Genomic DNA, 20,876 nt, shown 5'->3' with positions numbered 1-20,876 from the left:
CCTTGTATCTTAGTGAATAGGAAGAAGCCCCACTAACGGTATTCCATGAAAGAACAGCGTCTTTTCCAGTAATTGAATTTACAGTTAAATTTGTAGCTTTAAGAGTACAATCATTTGTTCTATATGCAGCCACTACATGTTTGATTTGTTTTAAAGTACGTACAGCATCCCCTATTTGTGTATTTCCCATAGCAGCTCCTTTATGATAAGCAGTAGGGTCTGAAAAATTAGGAACTCGTGTTGCGGATGGTCCACCTGGAATATTGCTTCTTTGAACAGACATTACAGAGCAATACATTTGATTATCATTTCCTTTCCATTTCCATCCTGCCGCATAAGGATAAAGTAAGCTATTATCTGGGGCATCTCTATTATGGTCTATACCCATATTATGACCTATTTCGTGAATTGCAGTATCAGTGTTAGCGGCTTGTTGGATCCGAACTAATGAAAAACCCTGATTTGGACTTCCATTTCGTGATGTTAGTAACCAGGCTAATCCTCCAACCTCTTCAACCTTGAGTAAAAGCATAACTAAGTCTGCTTTATATTGATCTCTTAATGTATGAACTTCATTCATATAAGAATCCTTTTTGCTGGTTAAGTTATCTAAATCAGTATAACTGTTTCCGGTTTCCGTATAATTTACTTCATGAGAATGAACTAATTTAAGATTGATATTAACTTTACTATTCGTTAAAACTATATTGGATCTTTCCATTAATAGTTTTATTGCGTTTTGAATCCCTCCATTCTTTTTAGCAGCATAATTTTTAGCAGCAGGAGTATATACAATCATAAGATCAATGGTAGCGGGATCATTTACTCCGGTAGCTCGTGTAGATTTTAAGGCAGGGGCATTAGTTGTTTCCGGACCCATAGAAGCTTTATGTTCTTTTTCTTCTTGGTGAGAAGGTGAGCCACAATCAAGTTCTTTTTCAGTATTGTCCAATTCTAATAAATAGCTCTTTTTAGTATTAATATCCATTTGAGTAGTATATCTTTCTTGTAACTCAGGAATATCTATACTTATTAAACTATTACCGGAAAAGGAGCTTATAATACAGTGACTTAAGGGGTAGCCTTCAATTTTAGCTACGATTGATGTTACCCCTTCACGGTCTGTTTCCACTTTCTCTATCAGGGCGGTATACTTTTTGTTTTCAAACAAATCCAATACTATTTTATCTTTTTTACCTACAGTCCTGCTTGAAAGTAGTGCATTACTCATAGTGAAGGGGCGTTTACGTATCGCTTTAGGGGAATCGTCATTCGACAGGTTTCGTAGAATTGGACTATCAACTTCAATAAGATTCTTATCATTAAGGTTAATTTCCCTGTTTTGAGCATATGAGTGTATTACACAAAGCAATAGAAATAATAAATATTGTTTCATTTGGTAATTTTTATTGGAGAATTAATTGAAGTTAAAAAAATAGATTATTATCACATTTTTTAAATTAAAGTCTGTTTTTATGTTTTTTTAAAATTTAAACTTAATTGAGCAAAAAAATTATAATTATTTAAATAACGTTGTTTAATGTATTTATTGTATATACTGTTTGTGTTTTTTAGATAAAAACATAAAACTAGCGAATTGATATATTTAATAAACTAAAGTCAATAGATTATTTATGGTAATAAGAAAGCTTAAAAAAGAGATACTATAAAGGTTTTATTTGTAGTGTAGAATTGTGTTCCCTATTTTAGATAGTCAAGAAGCTCTGAATCATTCATTTTGAAGTCATGATAATTCTAGCTTTATTATATTCAATTTAGAAATCTAGAAAGATTGTTATTTGCATTATGTTACAAAATAGATGAAATCTAAACTTCTAAATAATATATTAGATAGGTTGATATAGAGTAGTCTAATAAAATATTCAATCAATATAGAATAAAATTAATTCAGAACTCTGTTCGCTTGTACAAAAGCATTTTTATAATAGGCCTCTTTTGTAGAAGAAACAATTACGCCACGTTGTACAGAAGCATGTATAAATTTTACTTCATCATCATGAACATCTACTACTATTCCCACATGATTGATCTGTTTTTTACGAGGATTTGTTCTGAAGAAGACTAGATCGCCTTTTTTAATTTCTGAATTTTTTAACTTTGTTCCTTCTTTCGAAAGATCAATAGAAGTTCGGGGCATTTTGATGTCAAATGTATTGAAAGTGGTAAAGATTAATCCCGAACAATCCATTCCTGCATTCGTAGTCCCTCCAAAACGATATCTGACTCCTGTATATTCCATAGCTGTATTGATTAGCTGTTTTACTAAATAGCTTGCACTATCATCGTCATTAAAAGCATAATCATCTTCTATTTCGTTATCTTTCAGAGGAGTGTTGTTCGTTTTTTTAGATTCTTTGTTTTTTTTACCGGCTTTTGCAGCAGCAGAATAAGAAGTACGTGTTTTTGAAGAAGTAACAGATGCAGTTGCTCTTTTATTTAAAGACGGAGAATAGATTCCATTACGTTCTGCTTCACTTTTTGATGTTATTATTGTCGAAGTTGTTTTACAAGAAGTAAAAAACAATAAAATAAGTAGTATATAAAGTAGTTTCTTTAATTCCATTTTTCAACCTTTATTAATAAAATCCGCTTGTTTTAATCTTTTATAACAGAAAGAGTTATAAGTTTTTTTGAACTACAATTACTTTGCCAAAATAAATTGTTTTTGTGAAATTTCAAGATTTAGAAACGTAATTCGTTCATTTTAATGCTTCAAGGTACAAAAGACTGTTCTTAAAATAATAAACTTTAACAAAATCCCTTGAAAATAAAATTGATTCAGATTGCTAAAAAAACAATTTCCAGTCACAACGCTCAGTTTACTACATTATAGAAGATAAGACATATTCTATAATAAAAACAAAAAGGACATTGTTCAATTGTCTAGTTATCTATTAAACAATCTAAAAATCGAAGAATCCCTATTTTAGATTTTCTACAATCAATCGGGCTGTTTTTTCACTGGCACCTATACCACCTAGTTTTTGTTCCAGAATATCATATTGTTCCAGAAGTTGTTTACGATATTTAGGTTCCAGTAATTTTGTTAATTCCTCTTTGACTCTTTTCTTATTAAAGTCATTCTGAATTAATTCTGTAACTACCTCTTTATCCATAATCAGATTGACCAGAGAAATAAATTTTAAAGTAATTATTCTTTTCGCAATATGATAAGAAATCCAGTTTGCTTTGTAACAAACCACTTCAGGAACCTTGAAAAGAGCGGTTTCTAAAGTAGCTGTACCCGAAGTTACAAGTGCTGCATATGCTACACTTAACAGATCGTAAGTTTTATTATTTATAAAATGAACATTTTTGTTTTTAAGAAAAGGAGTATAAAAATCATATTCCTGACTCGGAGCACCTGCAATTATAAACTGATAATCCGGGAAATCATCCACAATACTCAGCATGATTGAAAGCATTTTAGTGATCTCCTGTTTTCGGCTTCCCGGTAATAATGCAATTATTTTTTTATTGCCTAGATTATTCTCTTTTATAAAAGTATCAAAATCCATGTGCGTTCTGTTGTGTATCGCATCAATAAGAGGATGCCCTACAAAAGCAACAGGAAACTGATGTTTCTTTTCATAGAAATCTTTCTCAAAAGGTAGAATAACATACATTTTATCCACATCATTTTTAATTGCTTTTATACGATTTTCTTTCCATGCCCATATTTGAGGAGAAATATAGTAATGTGTTGCGTATCCTTTTTGTCTTGCCCATTTTGCAATACGCATATTAAAACCGGGGTAGTCGATAAATAAAATTACATCCGGACTGAATTGTTCTATGTCTGATTTACAGAATTTGATATTGTTCAGTATAGTTTTGAGATTCATTACCACCTCGGCAAACCCCATAAAAGCAAGCTCTCTGTAGTGTTTTACTAAAGTTCCTCCCGCATGCTGCATCAGATCACCTCCCCAGAAACGTATTTCTGCCTGAGAATCTTCCTTGTATAATGCCTTCATTAAGTTTGCGCCATGTAGATCACCCGATGCTTCTCCCGCTATGATGTAATATTTCATTCGTTTTCTCGATTTATATAAATATGGTAATTAGAGCCAGTGTAACCGTTGCTAAAATAACACCTCTTGCTTTTATATCCTGATTTTTTTGTAAAAAAATAAAAAAAGCGACTAAATTTAATATAGCACCAATAGTAATTACTTTACCGAGATAACCCTGTGCTTTTAAAACAGAAACTCCATTTATAAATCCGTGAATAGTGAAAAATTCCAAAAATAGAAACATTCCTAATAAAGTGGCAATAAAACCAACTGTAAATCCAATTAATAAGTCTTTTTTACTCATTTAATTTCCATGTATTTAAATTTTGAATAGTATGATGCGCTGTTAAGTCAAACTGAACAGGCACTAATGAGATATAATTTTGTGATAAAGCCCATTCGTCTGTATCTTCACCTTTGTCCTGATTGACAAATTCACCTTTTAACCAGTAGTAGTCACGACCATGTGGTGTCTTGCGTTTATCAAATTCTTCCACCCAAGTTGCTTTTGCCTGACGACATACTTTGATACCTTTTATTTCATTTTCTTTTAGTTTTGGAAAGTTAACGTTTAAAACAACACCTTCCGGTAAACCATGCTCTAAAACTTCTAAGGCTATTTTTCTGATAAATGGTTTTACAGGTTCAAAATCAGCATTCCAGTCATAATCCAGTAAAGAGAAACCAATAGCAGGAATTCCTTCTATACCAGCTTCCACAGCAGCACTCATAGTACCGGAATAGATCACGTTTATAGAGGAGTTTGATCCGTGATTTATGCCCGAAACACAAAGGTCGGGTTTACGTTTTAGAATTTCATGTACAGCAATTTTCACACAGTCTACCGGAGTTCCTGAGCAACTGTATTCCTCACTTACATCATCATCAATGTTTATTTTGTTGAGATATAGTGTGTTATTTACCGTAATGGCGTGTCCCATTCCGGACTGAGGACTGTCTGGTGCTACAACAACAACGTCTCCTATTTCTTTCATTACAGTAATCAGTGCTCTGATTCCCGGTGCTGAAATTCCATCATCATTAGTAACTAATATAAGTGGTTTCTTCTTCATTTATGGTTATTTTTTAATACTTTCGCTAAAATAAGAAATTTTATTTGCTGCCTCCTAATTTTGTATCTTTAACAAAAAATTATGCGCATGTAATTTAGGCTGGTGCAATTTTTGTGTAATTTAGTTAAAAAATTGATGAATGCAATTTGGCAATTTATGAAAAAGAATTATAAAGTAATATTATTAGTTGCTATTATTTCGGCAGCTTTATGGAGTTTTATCCCAAAGCAAAAAACAGAGAGCCCTGAAAAGGATAAAGTGCTTTTGGAATTATTAATGTTTGTAATTGAAAAAGGACACTATGATCCCGTTACTATAGATGATGCTTTTTCCAAAGGCGTTTATAAAGATTATATTATAGCTCTGGATCCGTCAAAAAGATTCCTGATACAGTCTGATATTGATGAGTTTTCAAATTATGAAGATCAGATAGACGATCAGCTTAAAAATAATGATCTGAGCTTTTTCTCCCTTACCTATGACAGATTAATGCAGAGAATGGCAGAATCTAAAGAGATTTATAAATCCATTTTAAGTAAGCCCTTTGACTATAATATAGATGAGGATTTTAATACCGATTATGAAAAAGCACCTTATGTAAAAAACAAAAAAGAATTAGAAGATAAATGGAGAAAACAGTTGAAGTTATCCGTTTTATCTACTATTACAGATAAGGTAAAATTAGAAGAAGATAAGAAAAAAGCAGATTCTACTGCCACATATGTGCCAAAAGTATTTAAAGATATTGAAAAAGAATCCAGAGAATCGACCTTAAAATCACTGAATGATTATTTTGGATTCATAGATGATCTGGAGAGAAATGACTGGTTTACTGTTTATATTAATTCTATTGCAGGAAGAGTAGATCCGCATACTTCTTATTTTGCTCCTGATGATAAAGAACGTTTTGATGTCAGTATGAGTGGTAAATTAGAAGGTATCGGAGCAAAACTTCAGAAGAAGAATGACTTTACAGAAATTACAGAACTAATATCCGGAGGTCCCGCATGGAGAGGAAAAGAGCTGGAAGCAGGAGATGTGATTATGAAAGTAGGTCAGGGAAAAGAAGAGCCTATCGATGTGATTGGAATGCGATTAGATGATGTTGTTAAGAAGATAAAAGGACCTAAAGGAACCGAAGTTCGATTAACCGTAAAAAAAGTAGATGGTACAATTAAAGTCATACCAATTGTTAGAGATATTGTTGAATTAGAAGAAACTTATGCTAAGTCCAGCATAGTAGAAAAAGATGGTAAAACATTTGGTGTGATCCATCTTCCTAAATTCTATATCGATTTTGAAGATAAGAATAACAGAGACGCAGGGAAGGATATTGCTGTTGAGATCGACAGGTTAAAAAAACAAGGTGTTGAAGGAATCATAATGGATTTGAGAGATAATGGAGGAGGTTCTTTAAAAACAGTTGTAGATATTACAGGGTTATTTATTCAAAAAGGACCTGTGGTTCAGGTAAAATCTGCCGGAACAGATAAAGAAGTGTTATCAAATTCAGATAGTAAAGTGCACTGGGATGGTCCATTAGTAGTTTTGATTAATAATTTTTCTGCCTCTGCTTCGGAAATTTTTGCAGCAGCAATACAGGATTATAAAAGAGGAGTTATTATCGGAAGCAAGCAGAGTTATGGAAAAGGGACCGTACAAAACGTTGTCGATCTGAATAAGTTTATCAAAGGTAATTCCTTAGGTGATTTCGGAGCTGTGAAAATTACAACACAGAAATTTTACAGAATTAACGGAGGATCAACCCAGTTAAAAGGAGTTGCCAGTGATGTGGTAATGCCAGACAGATATTCTTATATTGATATAGGAGAGCGTGACCTGGAAAATGCTATGCCATGGGATAAAATTGATCCTGCAAATTATAAATTGTGGAGTAACCAACAAAATAATCAGGATATTGTAATTTCTAATAGTAAACACCGTATAGCAGATAATGAACAGTTCAAGTTAATAGATGAGAATGCAAAATGGATTAGTAAAAGGAGAGAAGATAATCTATATCATTTGAATTATAAGAGATTTAAAATCGATTTAGATAAAGTAGAGGCAGATGCTAAGAAGTTTAAAGCTATATCAGATTATAAAAACAATCTTACTTTTAAATCTCTCCCTTACGAAGTTGAGCTGATGAAAAATGATACTGTTTTTGAGCAGAAAAGAGTAAGATGGCATGAAAGTCTCTCAAAAGATGTTTATGTTGAAGAAGGATTAAATATTTTAAGTGATCAGACATCAAAATCACTTACTAAAGTAAATAAAGAATCTAATAAAGAAATCAAAAGTAAGTTAGTCATTTCACAATAATTGAGGAAAGCATTTAATGAGCAGTACTTCACAGTCATTAACTAGTTTAGCGCTTCAGAAATTCAAAAAGAATTTCTGGGGCGTTTTCAGTTTAGGGTTCATTCTGATTCTGATTTTTATGTCTGTTTTCGCATATGTTCTGGCTCCTGATAATTCTGTTAATGCAAATCAGATGCATTTATCGATTCATTCAAAATCACCCGGATTTAAGGTTAAGATGCTGTCCATTCCTTTGGGTGAGAAAACAGAAAATAAGTTCAGTTATTATTTTACAGGACATCCGAATACTGTGACAGAAATACCGATCAGAAGTTATCAGTTTAAAAAAGACAGTCTGGAATATGTAGAGTATAATGACGAGCCCTCACTTGCGATTACCAAACAGATTGCCTTCGGTAAGTTCAAAGAGAATATAGAGCCTGAAACAATTGAAAAAGAATATATTGCCACTAAAAAATTCTATCTGGGAACAGATAAATACGGAAGAGATTTATTGAGCAGAATGCTGATCGGTTCACGGGTTTCCCTTTCCATAGGTTTTGTAGCCGTATTTATTTCATTAGTATTAGGAATCTTCTTTGGGTCCATAGGTGGTTATTTTGGAGGTAAAGCAGATGCTTTTGTAATGTGGATCGTCAATATTATCTGGTCTATTCCTACACTTCTGCTCGTTATTGCCATTACACTAACACTTGGAAAAGGATTCTGGCAGGTTTTTGTAGCCGTAGGTCTCACAATGTGGGTAGAAGTAGCCAGAGTTGTTAGAGGACAGATAATTGGCGTAAAAGAGATGCAGTTTGTTACCGCAGCAAGAGCTTTGGGCTTTAGTGATTTTAGAATAATAGTAAACCATATTTTACCTAATATTATGGCTCCTGTTATTGTAATATCAGCAGCTAACTTTGCTTCTGCTATTCTGGTTGAAAGTGGATTGAGTTTTCTCGGATTAGGAGCTCAGCCACCCATTCCGAGTTGGGGAGCAATGATAAAAGATCATTACAATTATATTATTTTAGGAAAACCCTATTTAGCAATTGTACCAGGGTTAGCGATTATGTTTTTGGTTCTGGCTTTTATGATGATAGGGAATGCACTAAGAGACGCATTAGATGTAAAAACATAAAGATTGATATTGTTAAAATATAAAAACTGCCTTATAAGGCAGTTTTTATTAAATTTTGACTTGTTGTTTCTGAAGTTTATCTTTCAGAATGTTTATTTTTGTTACCTGTTTGCTAAGTCGAATTTCCCATTTGGTGACTGCATCGGTTGACAGGATACCTTCTGCTTTTTTTGCAGTATATTTTTGAGTTTCTTTCTGTAATTTATTTTCTTCCTTACTAATCTTCTTTTTTGTTTCTTCTATTTCCTGCTCTCGTTCAGCAATTAATTGTTTCTTTTTTTCAATTTTATTCTGAGCATTTTCAATTTTTTTATGCTCTTTTTCTAATTCTTTAGCTTCCTTTATTTTTGCCTTTTCTGCTTTTATCAGTTCCTTTTGTTTTGTCAGATCAATTTGCTCTTGTTGTTTCATTAAGGCGATCTCTTGATCTTCAATAGATTCCTGTGCATAAAAAATATGGAATGACAAAGTAAGTAAAACGATAAATAAAAATTTGTTCTTCATTGGTTAATTTTGATTTAATAATTAGGGGGGTTAATTAACTTGATAAATGTGGGTGAAAGATAAACATTAGATTAACTTTGCAATGTTAATACAATGATAATAATTTGAATGAAAAAGTATAAATTTTATCTGACAGCACTCTTACTGTTTGTTTCCGGAATAGTGTTCTATTGTAAAGAAGAAGGAATCCATCTTTCTGATTTTATTTCAGACAATAACAGCATATCTGCTTCAGTAACATTACCCAAAGAACTTCAGGGTGAATTTAATTATTTTCCAACTTCAACAACAAATCAGATCGTAGAGCATAATAGTTATACATTATCTTATGCAGAACCATATGAGCAGGCAGAATGGGTGGCGTATAAATTAACAAAAAGCCAGATAGTGAATAATAATTACAAAAGGCCTTATTTCATTGAAGATCCTTTAGTGAAAACCCGTTCTGCAGACTGGAGAAATTATAGAAAATCAGGATATGATAAAGGACATCTCTGTCCCGCAGGAGATAGGGAATTTTCAAGAGAAGCGTATAATGAAACCTTTTATACTTCTAATATTTCTCCACAACTATCGAGGTTTAATGCCGGAATATGGAACAGATTAGAGCAGAAAGTTCGTTATTGGGCAACAAAATATGATACACTTTATGTAATTACAGGAGGTGTTCTTACAAAAAGTCTGAAAACGATAGGTACAGAGAAAGTAGCCGTTCCAAAATATTTTTATAAAATACTCTTTAATAAGAAAAATGGACATTACAGAATGATTGCTTTTCTTGTCCCTCATAAAGACACGTCACAGCCAATTTATGATTTTGTTGTTAGTGTAGACAGTATTGAAAAGTTGACAGGAATAGATTTTTTTCCTGCATTACCGGATGATATTGAAAATCGATTGGAAAAAGACGATGACTATAAAGAATGGAGTTTTAAATGACCTACCATTCATTAACTCTATTGGCGTCTAATTTCAGAAAAACAAAGAGCAGTATTGTAAATGCCCAGAGGCTGGATCCTCCATATGAAAAGAAAGGCAACGGTACTCCGATTGTTGGGAATATTCCAATGACCATTGCTATGTTCACAAAGAAATGTATAAATAGAATTGCAGCAGCACAATATCCGTATACTCTGCCAAATTTTGTTTTCTGGTGTTCTGCTAAATAAAGTATTCTCAGAATTAAGGTTGCGAATAAGATTATAATAAAGACGGAACCTGCAAATCCCCATTCTTCACCTACTGTGGTAAAGATGTAATCCGTATGCTGTTCCGGAACGAAGTCTCCTTTTGTTTGTGTACCTTCCAAAAAACCTTTTCCGATCCAGCCTCCTGAACCAATAGCGATTTGTGCCTGATTGGTGTTATATCCAATTCCTTGAAGGTCAACTTCTTTTCCTAATAAGATGTTCAGCCTGTCTTGTTGATGTTTCTGAAGTACATTATCAAACACATAATCTACCGTAAATACAAACCCCGAAGTCAGCAGAAAACAAATAAATATTAAGATCAGGTTTCTATGTGGTTTTCTTACTCTGAAATAAAAGAATAAACTCACTACAAATGCTCCGAGAATTATATATATAGGCTCTATTACCAGAGAGAGTATAAACAGAAAAATACTTATAGATCCTACCCATAAAAACCAAGAAGGCAGACCTTCTCTGTAAAGGACTAATACAAATACAAGTAAAATGATTGCACTACCGGCATCAGGTTGTCCGAGTATAAGAAGTATAGGTATTCCAATAATAAGAAAAGCCTTTATCTGATCTCCAAAATGATCAAGATTGACTTGTATGTCACTTAAGTATTTTGCAAGAGCGAGCGCTATTGCTACTTTTACAAATTCAGAAGGTTGTATACTAAAGCTTCCGAAAGCATACCAGTTGGTTTGTCCTTTTATGGTTTTTCCAAAGACAAATAATCCAGCTAAAGAAAGAAGAGCTAAAGCGTATAAAACGCTGGCAAACCGTTCATAAAATTTAGCATCTAAGGTTAATATTATAAATATGAGAGGGATACACAGGGTTATTAAAATAAACTGTTTTCCATAGATCAGAGTGAAATCAAAGTTTGTTTGATCAATAGGTGAAGAAGCAGAGTAGATATTGACCCATCCCATACATACTAATACAATATATAATAGTACACTTATCCAGTCGATATTATTGATGACGTTCTGATTTCTCATTTATCTGTTTATTGAAAAAGGTTTGCCACTTATTGCTTTTGCATATTCACTTTCCAGACTTCCTTCCAGTACTCTTTTTTCCAGATCAGTACGTGTAATCGTTCCTTTTAGATATTTTTCTATCATAACACTGGCTATTGGTGCGGCATATCGGGCTCCCCAGTATCCGTTCTCAACAAAAACAGCAATTGCTATTTTCGGATTATCTTTAGGTGCAAAAGCAACAAAGATAGAGTGGTCCGTCAGTTGTGTTCTTTTACCATCAATCTTTGTGAAATTTTCAGCAGTACCTGTTTTTCCACAAATATCAATCCCTTCTACTCTGAATCTGGAAGCAGTTCCCATATTATATACATCGTACAAACCTTCAATTACAGGTTTAAAATATTGTTTATCTATGGTAGTAATATGCTTTGTAGTGAATTTTTCATCAATTTTCTGACCTTCAATATTTTTAATCATATGAGGAGTATAGTAATAGCCTTCATTTGCTACTGCTGCCATTACATTAGCTAATTGAATAGGGGTGGTAAGAACCTCTCCCTGTCCAATAGCATTAGATATAATTGTTGTGCTTCTCCATCCCCCTTTAGGATAGTAGCGGTCATAAAATTTTGAATTAGGGATATGTCCTTTTCTTCCCGGAGGTAGATCATACCCTAGAAACTGACCTAATCCAAAACTTTCCAGATGATTACTCCAGGCATTCACACCATCTTCCGGTTTTGAATATTTTTCAATAGTTTTTTTATAAGTATTGGCAAAATAAGTATTACAGGATCTGTAGATACCCTGATGTAAATTAAAAGCGCCTGCATCATGACATTTCATAAAAGCACCTTTACCGTAGAAAAACCCATGATTACATACAAAAGTGGTATTCTCATCGATAACTTTTTCCTGTAATCCAATCAGTCCTGTTAAGATTTTAAAAGGTGATCCCGGAGGATATTCTGCGAGAAGCCCTCTGTCATATAAAGGTTTTGCGATTGAATCTCTGTATAGAGCGGTATAGTTTTTAGATCGTTCTCTCCCTACAAGGATAGAAGGATCATAAGAAGGAGCTGTGACCAGAGCTAATATTTCACCCGTTTTAGGTTCAATTGCCACAATACCACCTCTTTTGTGGATCATTAAAGATTCTCCGTATTTTTGAAGTTCTATGTCTAAAGAAAGGTGTATGTCTTGCCCCTGTACGGCAATAGTATCATATGCTCCGTTTTTATATGCTCCAATCTCTCTATTGAAACGGTCTCTCTGAATATATTTTACTCCTTTAACACCTCTTAGGATTTCTTCATAGGTTTGTTCCACTCCCTGCATACCAATTAAATCACCACTCTTGTAGTAAGAATTGGTCTTGATATTATTGTCATTTACCTGAGTGATGTAGCCAAAAACATTTGCAGCTACATCTACTTGATAATCACGGAGTGATCTTTTCTGAATATAAAAACCTTTGAATTTTCTGATTTTTTCCTGAAAAGCAGCAAATTCTTTTTTATTTAATTGTGGTAAAAATACAGAAGGAAGTCTGGGACTATATTTCCATGCTTTTCCTATTTGTCGGTCAATGTCCTGCTTTGTGATTTTCAGTAGATTACAAAATTCTAAGGTATCTAGTTCTTTTACCTCTTGAGGGATGACCATTATATCATAAGAAGGTTGATTTGCTACCAGTAATTTTCCGGTTCGGTCATAAATGTAACCTCTCTCAGGATAATCATATTTGATTTTGATAGCATTATTATCGGATTTGATTTTAAAGGAATTGTCTAAAATCTGGAGAAAGAAAAGTCTACCAATAAGAATAACTGAAGCTCCTATTATTAATACAGGAAATAGTATCTTTCTCATCTTCTTGCAGGTTTAAAGATGTAAATGATAATGATGCACAGAACAGTCGTAAAGATTGTTGTGAATAGTATTCTTAAAAGAATATCTGTCATTAAACTAAAACGGAATATTTCCAGTAAAAACAAGATGCTGTGATGTGCAGCGATCATTGTCAGAAGAAAAGAAAAACGTTCAGGGTTTAATCGGTCATTTACCCGTATAGTCTGATACTCATAACTAATTCCAAATGAGAATTTCAGAAAAGAAGGTCTGAAATAAGCTATAATGATGCATGCTGTGGCGTGTATTCCACCTGAATTACAGAACATATCCATTAAAATCCCTAATACAAAACTGGATAAGATTAAACCATATCGCGGTCCATTTACAGGATAAAGCAGTATAAATAATATATAGGGGAATGGATTAATAAAACCAAAAAGATTGATATTATTAAATATAGCTACCTGTGCAAGTAGTAGTAAAATAAAACGGAGGATATTTGTTATTAAAACACTACTCATTACTAATTGTTTCTTTCTCTAATTCGATTATTTCTTCTCTGTCAGGGTTTTGTATAACATATACATGACCGATATTAGTCATGTCGTTAAATAATCTGACGTCTAATGTATAGTAGTTTGTTTTACTATCAATATAAATTTTGTCAATAGTTCCGATAGGTATATTTTCAGGAAATATTTCAGAAGTACCTCCGGTAACAATTGTATCTCCTTTCCTAACTGAAGCTAATCGAGGAACATCTATCAGTTGTACAAAACCGGTATTTTTTCCATTCCAGATTAGTGAGCCGAAATGATCTGATTGTTTAATTTTGGCATTGATCTGAGATTTTGTATTCAGGATACTGGTTACAGTAGCATAGTTTTTAGAAGTGTTTTCAATTATTCCTATAATACCGAGACCGTTGATTACACCCATATATGGTTTTACTCCGGAAGCTTTTCCGTTGTTGATTGTCAGGTAGTTTTCAGGAACATTATAAGTATTATGAATTACCTTTGACAGAATTACTTTAATAGGATAGTTTTCTATGATACTGTCTGTGAAAACAGTTTTAACAGAGTCTTTATTAAAGAGAATACTTTTTAATTGTGCATTCTCAAAGGCTAGTTTTTCATTCTGATCTTTAAGGTTCAGATAATCAGTAAAGGCATTTATTTTAGAATAAACACCCCCTGTAATTTCATTTGCAGAATTAACAATTCTGCTTCTCTGTAATGAGTGGGACTGAATTGTTAGTATCAGTGAGATTCCCAAAAGCAGCAAAAACAGTAACTTATTACTGTTTTTAAATAAGAAATTAAATATTTGCTGCATGAATATTTACTTATTTATTTGATAAGAATACTTTTAAATTTTGGGATATTTTTAAGAGCCATTCCTGTACCTCTTACAACAGCTCTTAAAGGATCTTCCGCGATATAAACAGGTAGGTCTGTTTTTTGAGAGATTCTTTTGTCTAGTCCTCTTAACATAGAACCTCCACCTGCAAGATAAATACCGGTATTGTAAATATCGGCGGCTAATTCCGGAGGTGTTTGAGATAAGGTTTCCATTACTGCATCTTCAATTCGTTGGATTGATTTATCCAGAGCTTTAGCAATTTCTCTGTAAGAAACCTCCACCTGTTTTGGTTTGCCTGTTAATAAATCTCTACCCTGAACGGACATGTCATCTGGGGGTGTTTCCAGATCTTCAGTAGCTGCACCAATTGAAATTTTTATTTTTTCAGCTGTACTTTCTCCAACAAATAGGTTGTGCTGAGTACGCATATAATATACAATATCATTAGTGAAAACATCACCTGCAATCTTAACAGATTTATCACAAACAATACCACCAAGAGCAATTACAGCAATTTCAGTTGTACCACCTCCTATGTCAACAATCATATTTCCTTTAGGTTGCATTATATCTACGCCGATACCGATAGCTGCTGCCATTGGTTCGTGTATTAAATAAACCTCTTTACCATTTACCCTTTCGCAAGACTCTTTTACTGCACGCATTTCCACTTCTGTAATGCCTGAAGGAATACAAACTACCATGCGTAGAGCAGGAGCAAGCAATTTCTTTTTTAAAGCAGGTATGCTTTTGATAAACATACTAATCATTTTCTCAGAAGCATCAAAATCGGCAATTACACCGTCTTTTAAAGGTCTTATGGTTTTTATGTTTTCATGAGTTTTACCCTGCATCATACTTGCTTCTTTTCCAACAGCAATTATTTTACCTGTAACTCTATCACGAGCAACTATAGACGGGCTATCGATTACGACCTTGTCGTTATGAATAATAAGTGTATTAGCGGTACCGAGGTCTATTGCGATATCCTCAGTCATGAAATCAAAAAATCCCATAAGTTGTTCTAAGGTTAAAAAAGTTTATATTAAATGAGCTCTCAAAGTTAGTGAAATTAATGTTTAAAATGACGTATACTAGTAAATACCATTGCAATTTTATTTTTATTACAGTAATTAATGCTTAATTCATCTTTTATTGATCCACCTGGTTGAATAACAGCTGTTATTCCTACATGGTGTGCAATTTCTACACAATCTGGGAACGGGAAAAAAGCATCGCTTGCCATTACTGCCCCTTTTAAGTCAAAATTAAAAGATTTTGCTTTATCAATTGCCTGTTTTAAAGCATCTACTCTTGAGGTTTGACCTGTGCCTGAAGCAATGAGCTGATTGTTTTTGGCAAAAACAATAGTATTTGATTTAGTGTGCTTGCAAATTTTGGAAGCAAATAATAAATCTGATATTTCTTGTTCGGTAGGTGTTGTATCTGTAACGGTTTTTAAGTGCTCTTTAGTATCTGTAACGTTATCTTTGTCTTGAATTAAAATTCCGTTTAAACAGGTTCTTATCTGTTTAGCAGGTAAAATAATATTATTCTGAATTAAAATAATTCTGTTCTTTTTTTCTTCTAGTATTGTAATGGCTTCTTTATCATAGCTTGGAGCAATCACCACTTCACAGAATAATTGGTTGATCTCTTTAGCAGTATCAGTATTGATATTTTTATTAGCAATCAGAACTCCACCGAAAGCAGAAGTAGGATCAGCAGCCAAAGCATCAAGATATGCTTGTTTCATTGTATTTCTTGTTGCAAGTCCACAGGCATTATTATGTTTTAAGATTGCAAATGTAGGCTCACTATCCTTGAATTCCTGCATCAGATTAACAGCAGCATCAACATCTAGCAAGTTATTGTATGATAATTCTTTTCCATGAAGTTTGCTGAACATAGTATCAAATTCTCCAAAGAAGAAACCTTTCTGGTGTGGATTTTCACCATATCGTAAAGCCTGACCATCACCGATACTTGCTTTATAAATTGTTTCATCAGTATTAAAATAATTGAAGATTGCTGTATCATAATGAGAAGAAACATGAAATGCCTTAGTAGCAAATAATTTTCTGTCTTCAATAGTTGTTGTTCCGTTTTGACGTGTAATAATGTCAAGGAGCGTGTTGTATTCATTTACAGAAGCAATACAAATAGTGTCTTTAAAGTTTTTTGCAGCTGCTCTGATTAGAGAAATTCCTCCAATATCGATCTTTTCGATAATATCAGCTTCTGATGCACCGGATAATACCGTTTTTTCAAAAGGATACAGGTCAACAATAACTAGGTCGATTTGAGGGATGTTGTATTCCTGCATTTGTTGTACGTCTTCTGCGTGATCCTGACGGTTCAGGATGCCTCCAAATACTTTTGGATGTAGGGTTTTTACTCTGCCGCCAAGAATAGACGGATAAGAGGTTACATCTTCAACAGGAATAACAGGAATTCCTAATTTATTGATAAATTCTTCTGTTCCTCCTGTAGAATAGATAGTAACATTAAGTTCATGTAACTTTTTAACGATTGATTCAAGTCCATCTTTGGAAAAGACAGAGATTAATGCAGATTGAATTGTTTTTGTTGTGTTCATTATAGTAGTTAGAATTAAAACACAAAAGTAGGTATTTAGTATATAACATTCAACGAGTAAGCAGTCAATAAAATAGCATATTGTTATAAAAATTTGTTAATACTTTTATTACGTTTTAGTCTTCCTGTTTTTTGATAATTAAATTTTAGGTTTTTGTCTATTTTTTATTGAATTTTACATTTATTCAAATAATGACCCATGGTAGTTTATTTCCGATTGTTAAAAGAAAGTTTCACTTTTGCTATAAATGCTTTACGCAATAATAAGTTACGTACACTTTTATCTTTGTTAGGAGTAACAATCGGTATATTTTCTATAATAGCAGTTTTGGCAGCCGTTGATTCCTTAGATAAAAAAATTAAAAATGATCTGAGCAGTTTAGATAAGAATACAGTTTATTTAATGCGTTTTTCATTTGGTCCGTCCGATGTACCACAATGGAAGAGAGAACAGTTTCCTGATGTTACTTATGATGAGTACCAGTATTTGAAAAGAAGCCTTAATAATGCCGATAAACTGTGTTTCCAGATTTTTACCAGAAATGAAAATATAAAATATGAAGCTAAAACAGTAAGTTCTGTTAAGGTTATACCTACAACTTATGAATTTCTGGATATTCAGTCACTAGAATTTGAAGAAGGAAGATTTTTTAACGAATCAGAATCCAATTCAGGTGTTCCTCAGATTGTACTGGGATATGAAGTCGCAAAAGGTCTTTTTGAAGGTGTTGATCCTATAGGGAAGAAAATCAGGCTATATGGACAGCGTTTTACTGTTATTGGTGTTTTAAAGAAACAGGGGAGCGGGATCTTTGGAGAAGATAATGATATTACCGTTTATTTTCCGGTTAATTTTCTTCGAAAACTATACGGAGATAATAATACCGCACTTACTCCTGTAATAATAGTAAAACCTGATAAAGGGATTGATATGGAGGCTTTTAAAGGTGAATTAATACAAAAACTCAGGAATTACAGAGGAATAAAAACAGGAGAAATAGATAATTTTTTTATTAATGTTTTGTCTGGATTTACGGATTTAATTGATGGGATTCTGGGTGGGTTAAATCTGGGAGGTTGGATAATCAGTGGTTTTTCATTATTAGTAGGAGGTTTTGGTATTGCAAATATTATGTTTGTTTCAGTAAAGGAAAGAACTAATCTGATAGGTATTCAGAAATCGTTAGGCGCAAAGAACAAGTTTATATTGTTTCAGTTTTTATTTGAAGCAGTTATATTATCTGTGATTGGAGGTATTGTAGGATTGATTTTTGTCTGGATAATTGCTTTATTAATGACTAATTTACTAGATTTTGAATTTGTATTAAGTATCAAAAATATGTTTTTAGGAACTTCATTAGCTGCTATAATCGGATTGATATCAGGTATATTGCCAGCAATAATAGCTTCAAAATTAGATCCTGTTGAGGCAATTCGTACAGGAATGTAAGAAGGAATATACGATATTAGATTTACGATATTTTAGAGGAAAGAAACAAGAAGAAAGAGATATACGATTCTCCTAACAGGTTAAAAAACCTGTTAGGTATTGTTGATTAAGGGACGCCTTAAATTAATAATTGAATTCTCGCTTTACTTTGTAGCTGTCTCAACTAAGTTCTTTCGGAATAATAGTTAAACAGGTCAGGAGACCTTGAGTCACTCCTACAAAGACAGAGTCTTTGCAGAGCAGATTAATATAATAATTGATTAGAAAACACAAGTAGTATATATTAAAAAAGCTTCAAGTATCTTGAAGCTTTTTTAATATAAGATTATTTATCTTGTCTGACAGGTTGATTTGAAATTAAATCAAGATACAGATTGACTTTGTCTTTTAGTTCTTTTCTTGGAGTAATGAAATCCAGAAAACCGTGTTCCAGCAAAAATTCGGATGTCTGGAAACCCTCCGGTAGATCTTTACCGGTAGTATCTTTTACAATTCGGGGTCCTGCAAATCCAATTAATGCTCCGGGCTCAGAAATATTAACATCTCCCAGCATAGCATAAGAAGCGGTTGTTCCCCCTGTGGTAGGATCTGTACATAAAGAAATATAAGGGATTTTTGCATCAGCAAGCTGAGCTAGTTTTGCTGATGTTTTTGCTAGTTGCATCAAAGAATAAGCAGCTTCCTGCATACGAGCCCCTCCTGATTTAGAGATCATCATAAAAGGGATTTTATTTTTGATAGAGTAGTCAATTCCTCTGGAAATTTTTTCACCAACAACAGCTCCCATTGAGCCTCCGATAAAAGCAAAATCCATACAGCATACAACCAGATTTTTTCCTTTTGATTTTCCAACAGCTGTACGTGCTGCATCTTTCAGGTTGGTTTTTTCTGTAGCTTCTTTTAAACGATCAGCATATTTTTTAGTGTCAACAAATTTTAAAGGATCTTTTGAGGTCATACCTCTATCCAGTTCCTTGAATTCATTGTTATCAAATAATATTTCAAAATATTCTTTACTGCCAATTCTTACATGGTAATCATCTTCCGGACTAACATAAAAATTTCTAGCTAATTCAGCAGAGTCAACTATTTTTCCTGTAGGAGACTTATACCAAAGTCCTTTAGGGACATCTTTTTTGTCTTCCGTTGCTGTCTGTATTCCTTTTTCTGTTCTTTTAAACCAAGCCATATTTCAAATTTTTAGCTAACACATGATTATAATCATTAGTTTTAAAAATAAAACAATGATTATAATCATGTATAAACTATAGTTATAATGTATTAATATTATTTAAATCCCTAAAAGCTTGCTCTAATCTTGTGATGAAAGTAGCTTCTCCTTCTCGCATCCATTTTCTTGGATCGTAATATTTTTTATTTGGCTGATCAGTACCGTCAGGGTTACCGATTTGTGTTCTTAAATACTCAATATTATCAGTCATATAATCGCGAATACCTTCAGTGAAAGCAAATTGCAGATCAGTGTCAATATTCATTTTGATTACTCCGTAACCAATAGCTTCTCTAATTTCTTCAAGTGTAGATCCTGAACCTCCGTGGAAAACGAAATCTACAGGATTTGATCCTGTTTTATATTTTTGCTGTACATAATCCTGAGAGTTTTTCAGAATCTTTGGAGTTAGTTTTACGTTTCCCGGTTTATAAACCCCGTGAACGTTTCCAAAAGCAGCAGCAATAGTGAATTTATCACTTATTTTAAGAAGTTCTTCATAAGCATAAGCTACTTCTTCCGGTTGAGTATATAGTTTTGAATTATCAACATTTGAATTATCAACACCATCTTCTTCGCCTCCTGTAATTCCTAATTCGATTTCTAAAGTCATTCCCATTTTACTCATTCTTTCTAAATATTTCTTAGAAATGGTTAAGTTTTCTTCGATTGACTCTTCAGAAAGATCGATCATATGAGAACTGAATAGAGGCTTTCCGGTTTCTTTGAAATGTACTTCACTGGCATCTAACAACCCGTCGATCCAGGGCAATAAATTTTTAGCGCAATGGTCTGTATGAAGTATTACAGTTGCACCATAAGCTTCTGCTAATGTGTGGATATGTTTTGCACCGGCAACCCCGCCTGCTATTGCAGCTTTTTGATTTTCATTTGATAACCCTTTACCTGCATTATATGCTGCTCCACCATTTGAAAACTGGATAATCACAGGCGCTTTTAGTTTCGCTGCTGTTTCAAGGACAGCATTGATTGTATTAGATCCTGTAACATTTACAGCAGGTAGTGCAAATCCTTTTTCTTTCGCATATTTGAAAATTTCCTGAACTTGATTTCCAGTCGCAACTCCCGGTTTAATATTGTGAGCCATTATGTTAGTTTTTAAAATGAGTTTACAAA

The 20,876-nt window shown here is 33.2% G+C and carries 18 protein-coding genes; 4 read left to right on the top strand and 14 right to left on the bottom strand.

Annotated elements, in window-relative coordinates; translation table 11 throughout:
* The 5 genes from AC4FQX_RS12615 to surE all read right to left on the bottom strand — a co-directional run.
* On the bottom strand, nt 1–1,396 hold a 1,396-nt coding region (locus tag AC4FQX_RS12615; protein WP_491168068.1), incomplete at its 3' end, for a zinc-dependent metalloprotease family protein.
* A 507-nt stretch (nt 1,397–1,903) separates the two neighbouring features.
* Entirely contained in the window at nt 1,904–2,584 is a 681-nt protein-coding gene (locus AC4FQX_RS12610; RefSeq protein ID WP_491168067.1) for a C40 family peptidase, read from the bottom strand.
* A 358-nt stretch (nt 2,585–2,942) separates the two neighbouring features.
* Nucleotides 2,943–4,055, bottom strand: a complete 1,113-nt coding sequence (lpxB, locus tag AC4FQX_RS12605; protein WP_491168066.1) for a lipid-A-disaccharide synthase — start codon at nt 4,053–4,055, stop codon at nt 2,943–2,945.
* Nucleotides 4,056–4,068: 13 nt separating this feature from the next.
* Nucleotides 4,069–4,341, bottom strand: a complete 273-nt coding sequence (locus AC4FQX_RS12600) for a hypothetical protein (RefSeq protein ID WP_491168065.1) — start codon at nt 4,339–4,341, stop codon at nt 4,069–4,071.
* Nucleotides 4,334–5,110, bottom strand: a complete 777-nt coding sequence (surE, locus tag AC4FQX_RS12595; protein ID WP_491168064.1) for a 5'/3'-nucleotidase SurE — start codon at nt 5,108–5,110, stop codon at nt 4,334–4,336. Before surE ends, AC4FQX_RS12600 begins: the two co-directional genes overlap by 8 nt.
* A gap of 135 nt (nt 5,111–5,245) precedes the next feature.
* Here surE and AC4FQX_RS12590 point away from each other — a divergent pair, with 135 nt between their 5' ends.
* Both AC4FQX_RS12590 and AC4FQX_RS12585 read left to right on the top strand, forming a co-directional pair.
* Nucleotides 5,246–7,435, top strand: a complete 2,190-nt coding sequence (locus tag AC4FQX_RS12590) for a carboxy terminal-processing peptidase (RefSeq protein WP_491168063.1) — start codon at nt 5,246–5,248, stop codon at nt 7,433–7,435.
* Between the two features lie 16 nt (nt 7,436–7,451).
* A complete protein-coding gene (locus AC4FQX_RS12585) occupies nt 7,452–8,558 on the top strand; it encodes an ABC transporter permease (RefSeq protein ID WP_491168062.1) in 1,107 nt (368 codons plus the stop codon).
* A gap of 48 nt (nt 8,559–8,606) precedes the next feature.
* Here the strand turns inward: AC4FQX_RS12585 and AC4FQX_RS12580 are convergent, their stop codons facing one another.
* Entirely contained in the window at nt 8,607–9,062 is a 456-nt protein-coding gene (locus tag AC4FQX_RS12580) for a hypothetical protein (protein ID WP_491168061.1), read from the bottom strand.
* Between the two features lie 108 nt (nt 9,063–9,170).
* Here AC4FQX_RS12580 and AC4FQX_RS12575 point away from each other — a divergent pair, with 108 nt between their 5' ends.
* Nucleotides 9,171–10,001, top strand: coding sequence for a DNA/RNA non-specific endonuclease (locus tag AC4FQX_RS12575; protein ID WP_491168060.1), 831 nt, complete (start codon nt 9,171–9,173; stop codon nt 9,999–10,001).
* Nucleotide 10,002: 1 nt separating this feature from the next.
* Here AC4FQX_RS12575 and rodA read toward each other — a convergent pair whose 3' ends face one another.
* The 6 genes from rodA to purH are packed head-to-tail and all read right to left on the bottom strand — an operon-like array spanning nt 10,003 to nt 17,059.
* Nucleotides 10,003–11,256 (bottom strand): rod shape-determining protein RodA, encoded by a 1,254-nt coding sequence (gene rodA, locus AC4FQX_RS12570; RefSeq protein WP_491168059.1) that lies wholly within the window; start codon nt 11,254–11,256, stop codon nt 10,003–10,005.
* A complete protein-coding gene (gene mrdA / locus AC4FQX_RS12565) occupies nt 11,257–13,113 on the bottom strand; it encodes a penicillin-binding protein 2 (RefSeq protein ID WP_491168058.1) in 1,857 nt (618 codons plus the stop codon).
* On the bottom strand, nt 13,110–13,616 hold the full coding sequence (locus AC4FQX_RS12560; RefSeq protein WP_491168057.1) for a rod shape-determining protein MreD: 507 nt from the start codon (nt 13,614–13,616) through the stop codon (nt 13,110–13,112). Before AC4FQX_RS12560 ends, mrdA begins: the two co-directional genes overlap by 4 nt.
* Entirely contained in the window at nt 13,609–14,433 is an 825-nt protein-coding gene (gene mreC, locus AC4FQX_RS12555; protein ID WP_491168056.1) for a rod shape-determining protein MreC, read from the bottom strand. Before mreC ends, AC4FQX_RS12560 begins: the two co-directional genes overlap by 8 nt.
* A 14-nt stretch (nt 14,434–14,447) precedes the next feature.
* Nucleotides 14,448–15,476: a rod shape-determining protein gene (locus tag AC4FQX_RS12550; RefSeq protein WP_491168055.1), complete on the bottom strand. Its 1,029-nt coding sequence runs from the start codon at nt 15,474–15,476 to the stop codon at nt 14,448–14,450.
* A gap of 56 nt (nt 15,477–15,532) precedes the next feature.
* The gene (gene purH / locus AC4FQX_RS12545) at nt 15,533–17,059 is read right to left on the bottom strand and encodes a bifunctional phosphoribosylaminoimidazolecarboxamide formyltransferase/IMP cyclohydrolase (protein WP_491168054.1); all 1,527 of its coding nucleotides are present in this window, start codon (nt 17,057–17,059) and stop codon (nt 15,533–15,535) included.
* Between the two features lie 198 nt (nt 17,060–17,257).
* Here purH and AC4FQX_RS12540 point away from each other — a divergent pair, with 198 nt between their 5' ends.
* On the top strand, nt 17,258–18,508 hold the full coding sequence (locus tag AC4FQX_RS12540; protein WP_491168053.1) for an ABC transporter permease: 1,251 nt from the start codon (nt 17,258–17,260) through the stop codon (nt 18,506–18,508).
* 325 nt (nt 18,509–18,833) lie between these two features.
* Here the strand turns inward: AC4FQX_RS12540 and accD are convergent, their stop codons facing one another.
* Together accD and fbaA are read right to left on the bottom strand one after the other, a co-directional pair.
* Nucleotides 18,834–19,697, bottom strand: a complete 864-nt coding sequence (gene accD / locus AC4FQX_RS12535; RefSeq protein WP_491168052.1) for an acetyl-CoA carboxylase, carboxyltransferase subunit beta — start codon at nt 19,695–19,697, stop codon at nt 18,834–18,836.
* Between the two features lie 82 nt (nt 19,698–19,779).
* Nucleotides 19,780–20,847 (bottom strand): class II fructose-bisphosphate aldolase, encoded by a 1,068-nt coding sequence (gene fbaA, locus AC4FQX_RS12530; protein ID WP_491168051.1) that lies wholly within the window; start codon nt 20,845–20,847, stop codon nt 19,780–19,782.
* Nucleotides 20,848–20,876 lie beyond the last annotated feature (29 nt).

Source organism: Flavobacterium sp. AK-301 (genome assembly GCF_058310215.1).
This window is presented reverse-complemented; position numbering and strand designations above follow the sequence as displayed.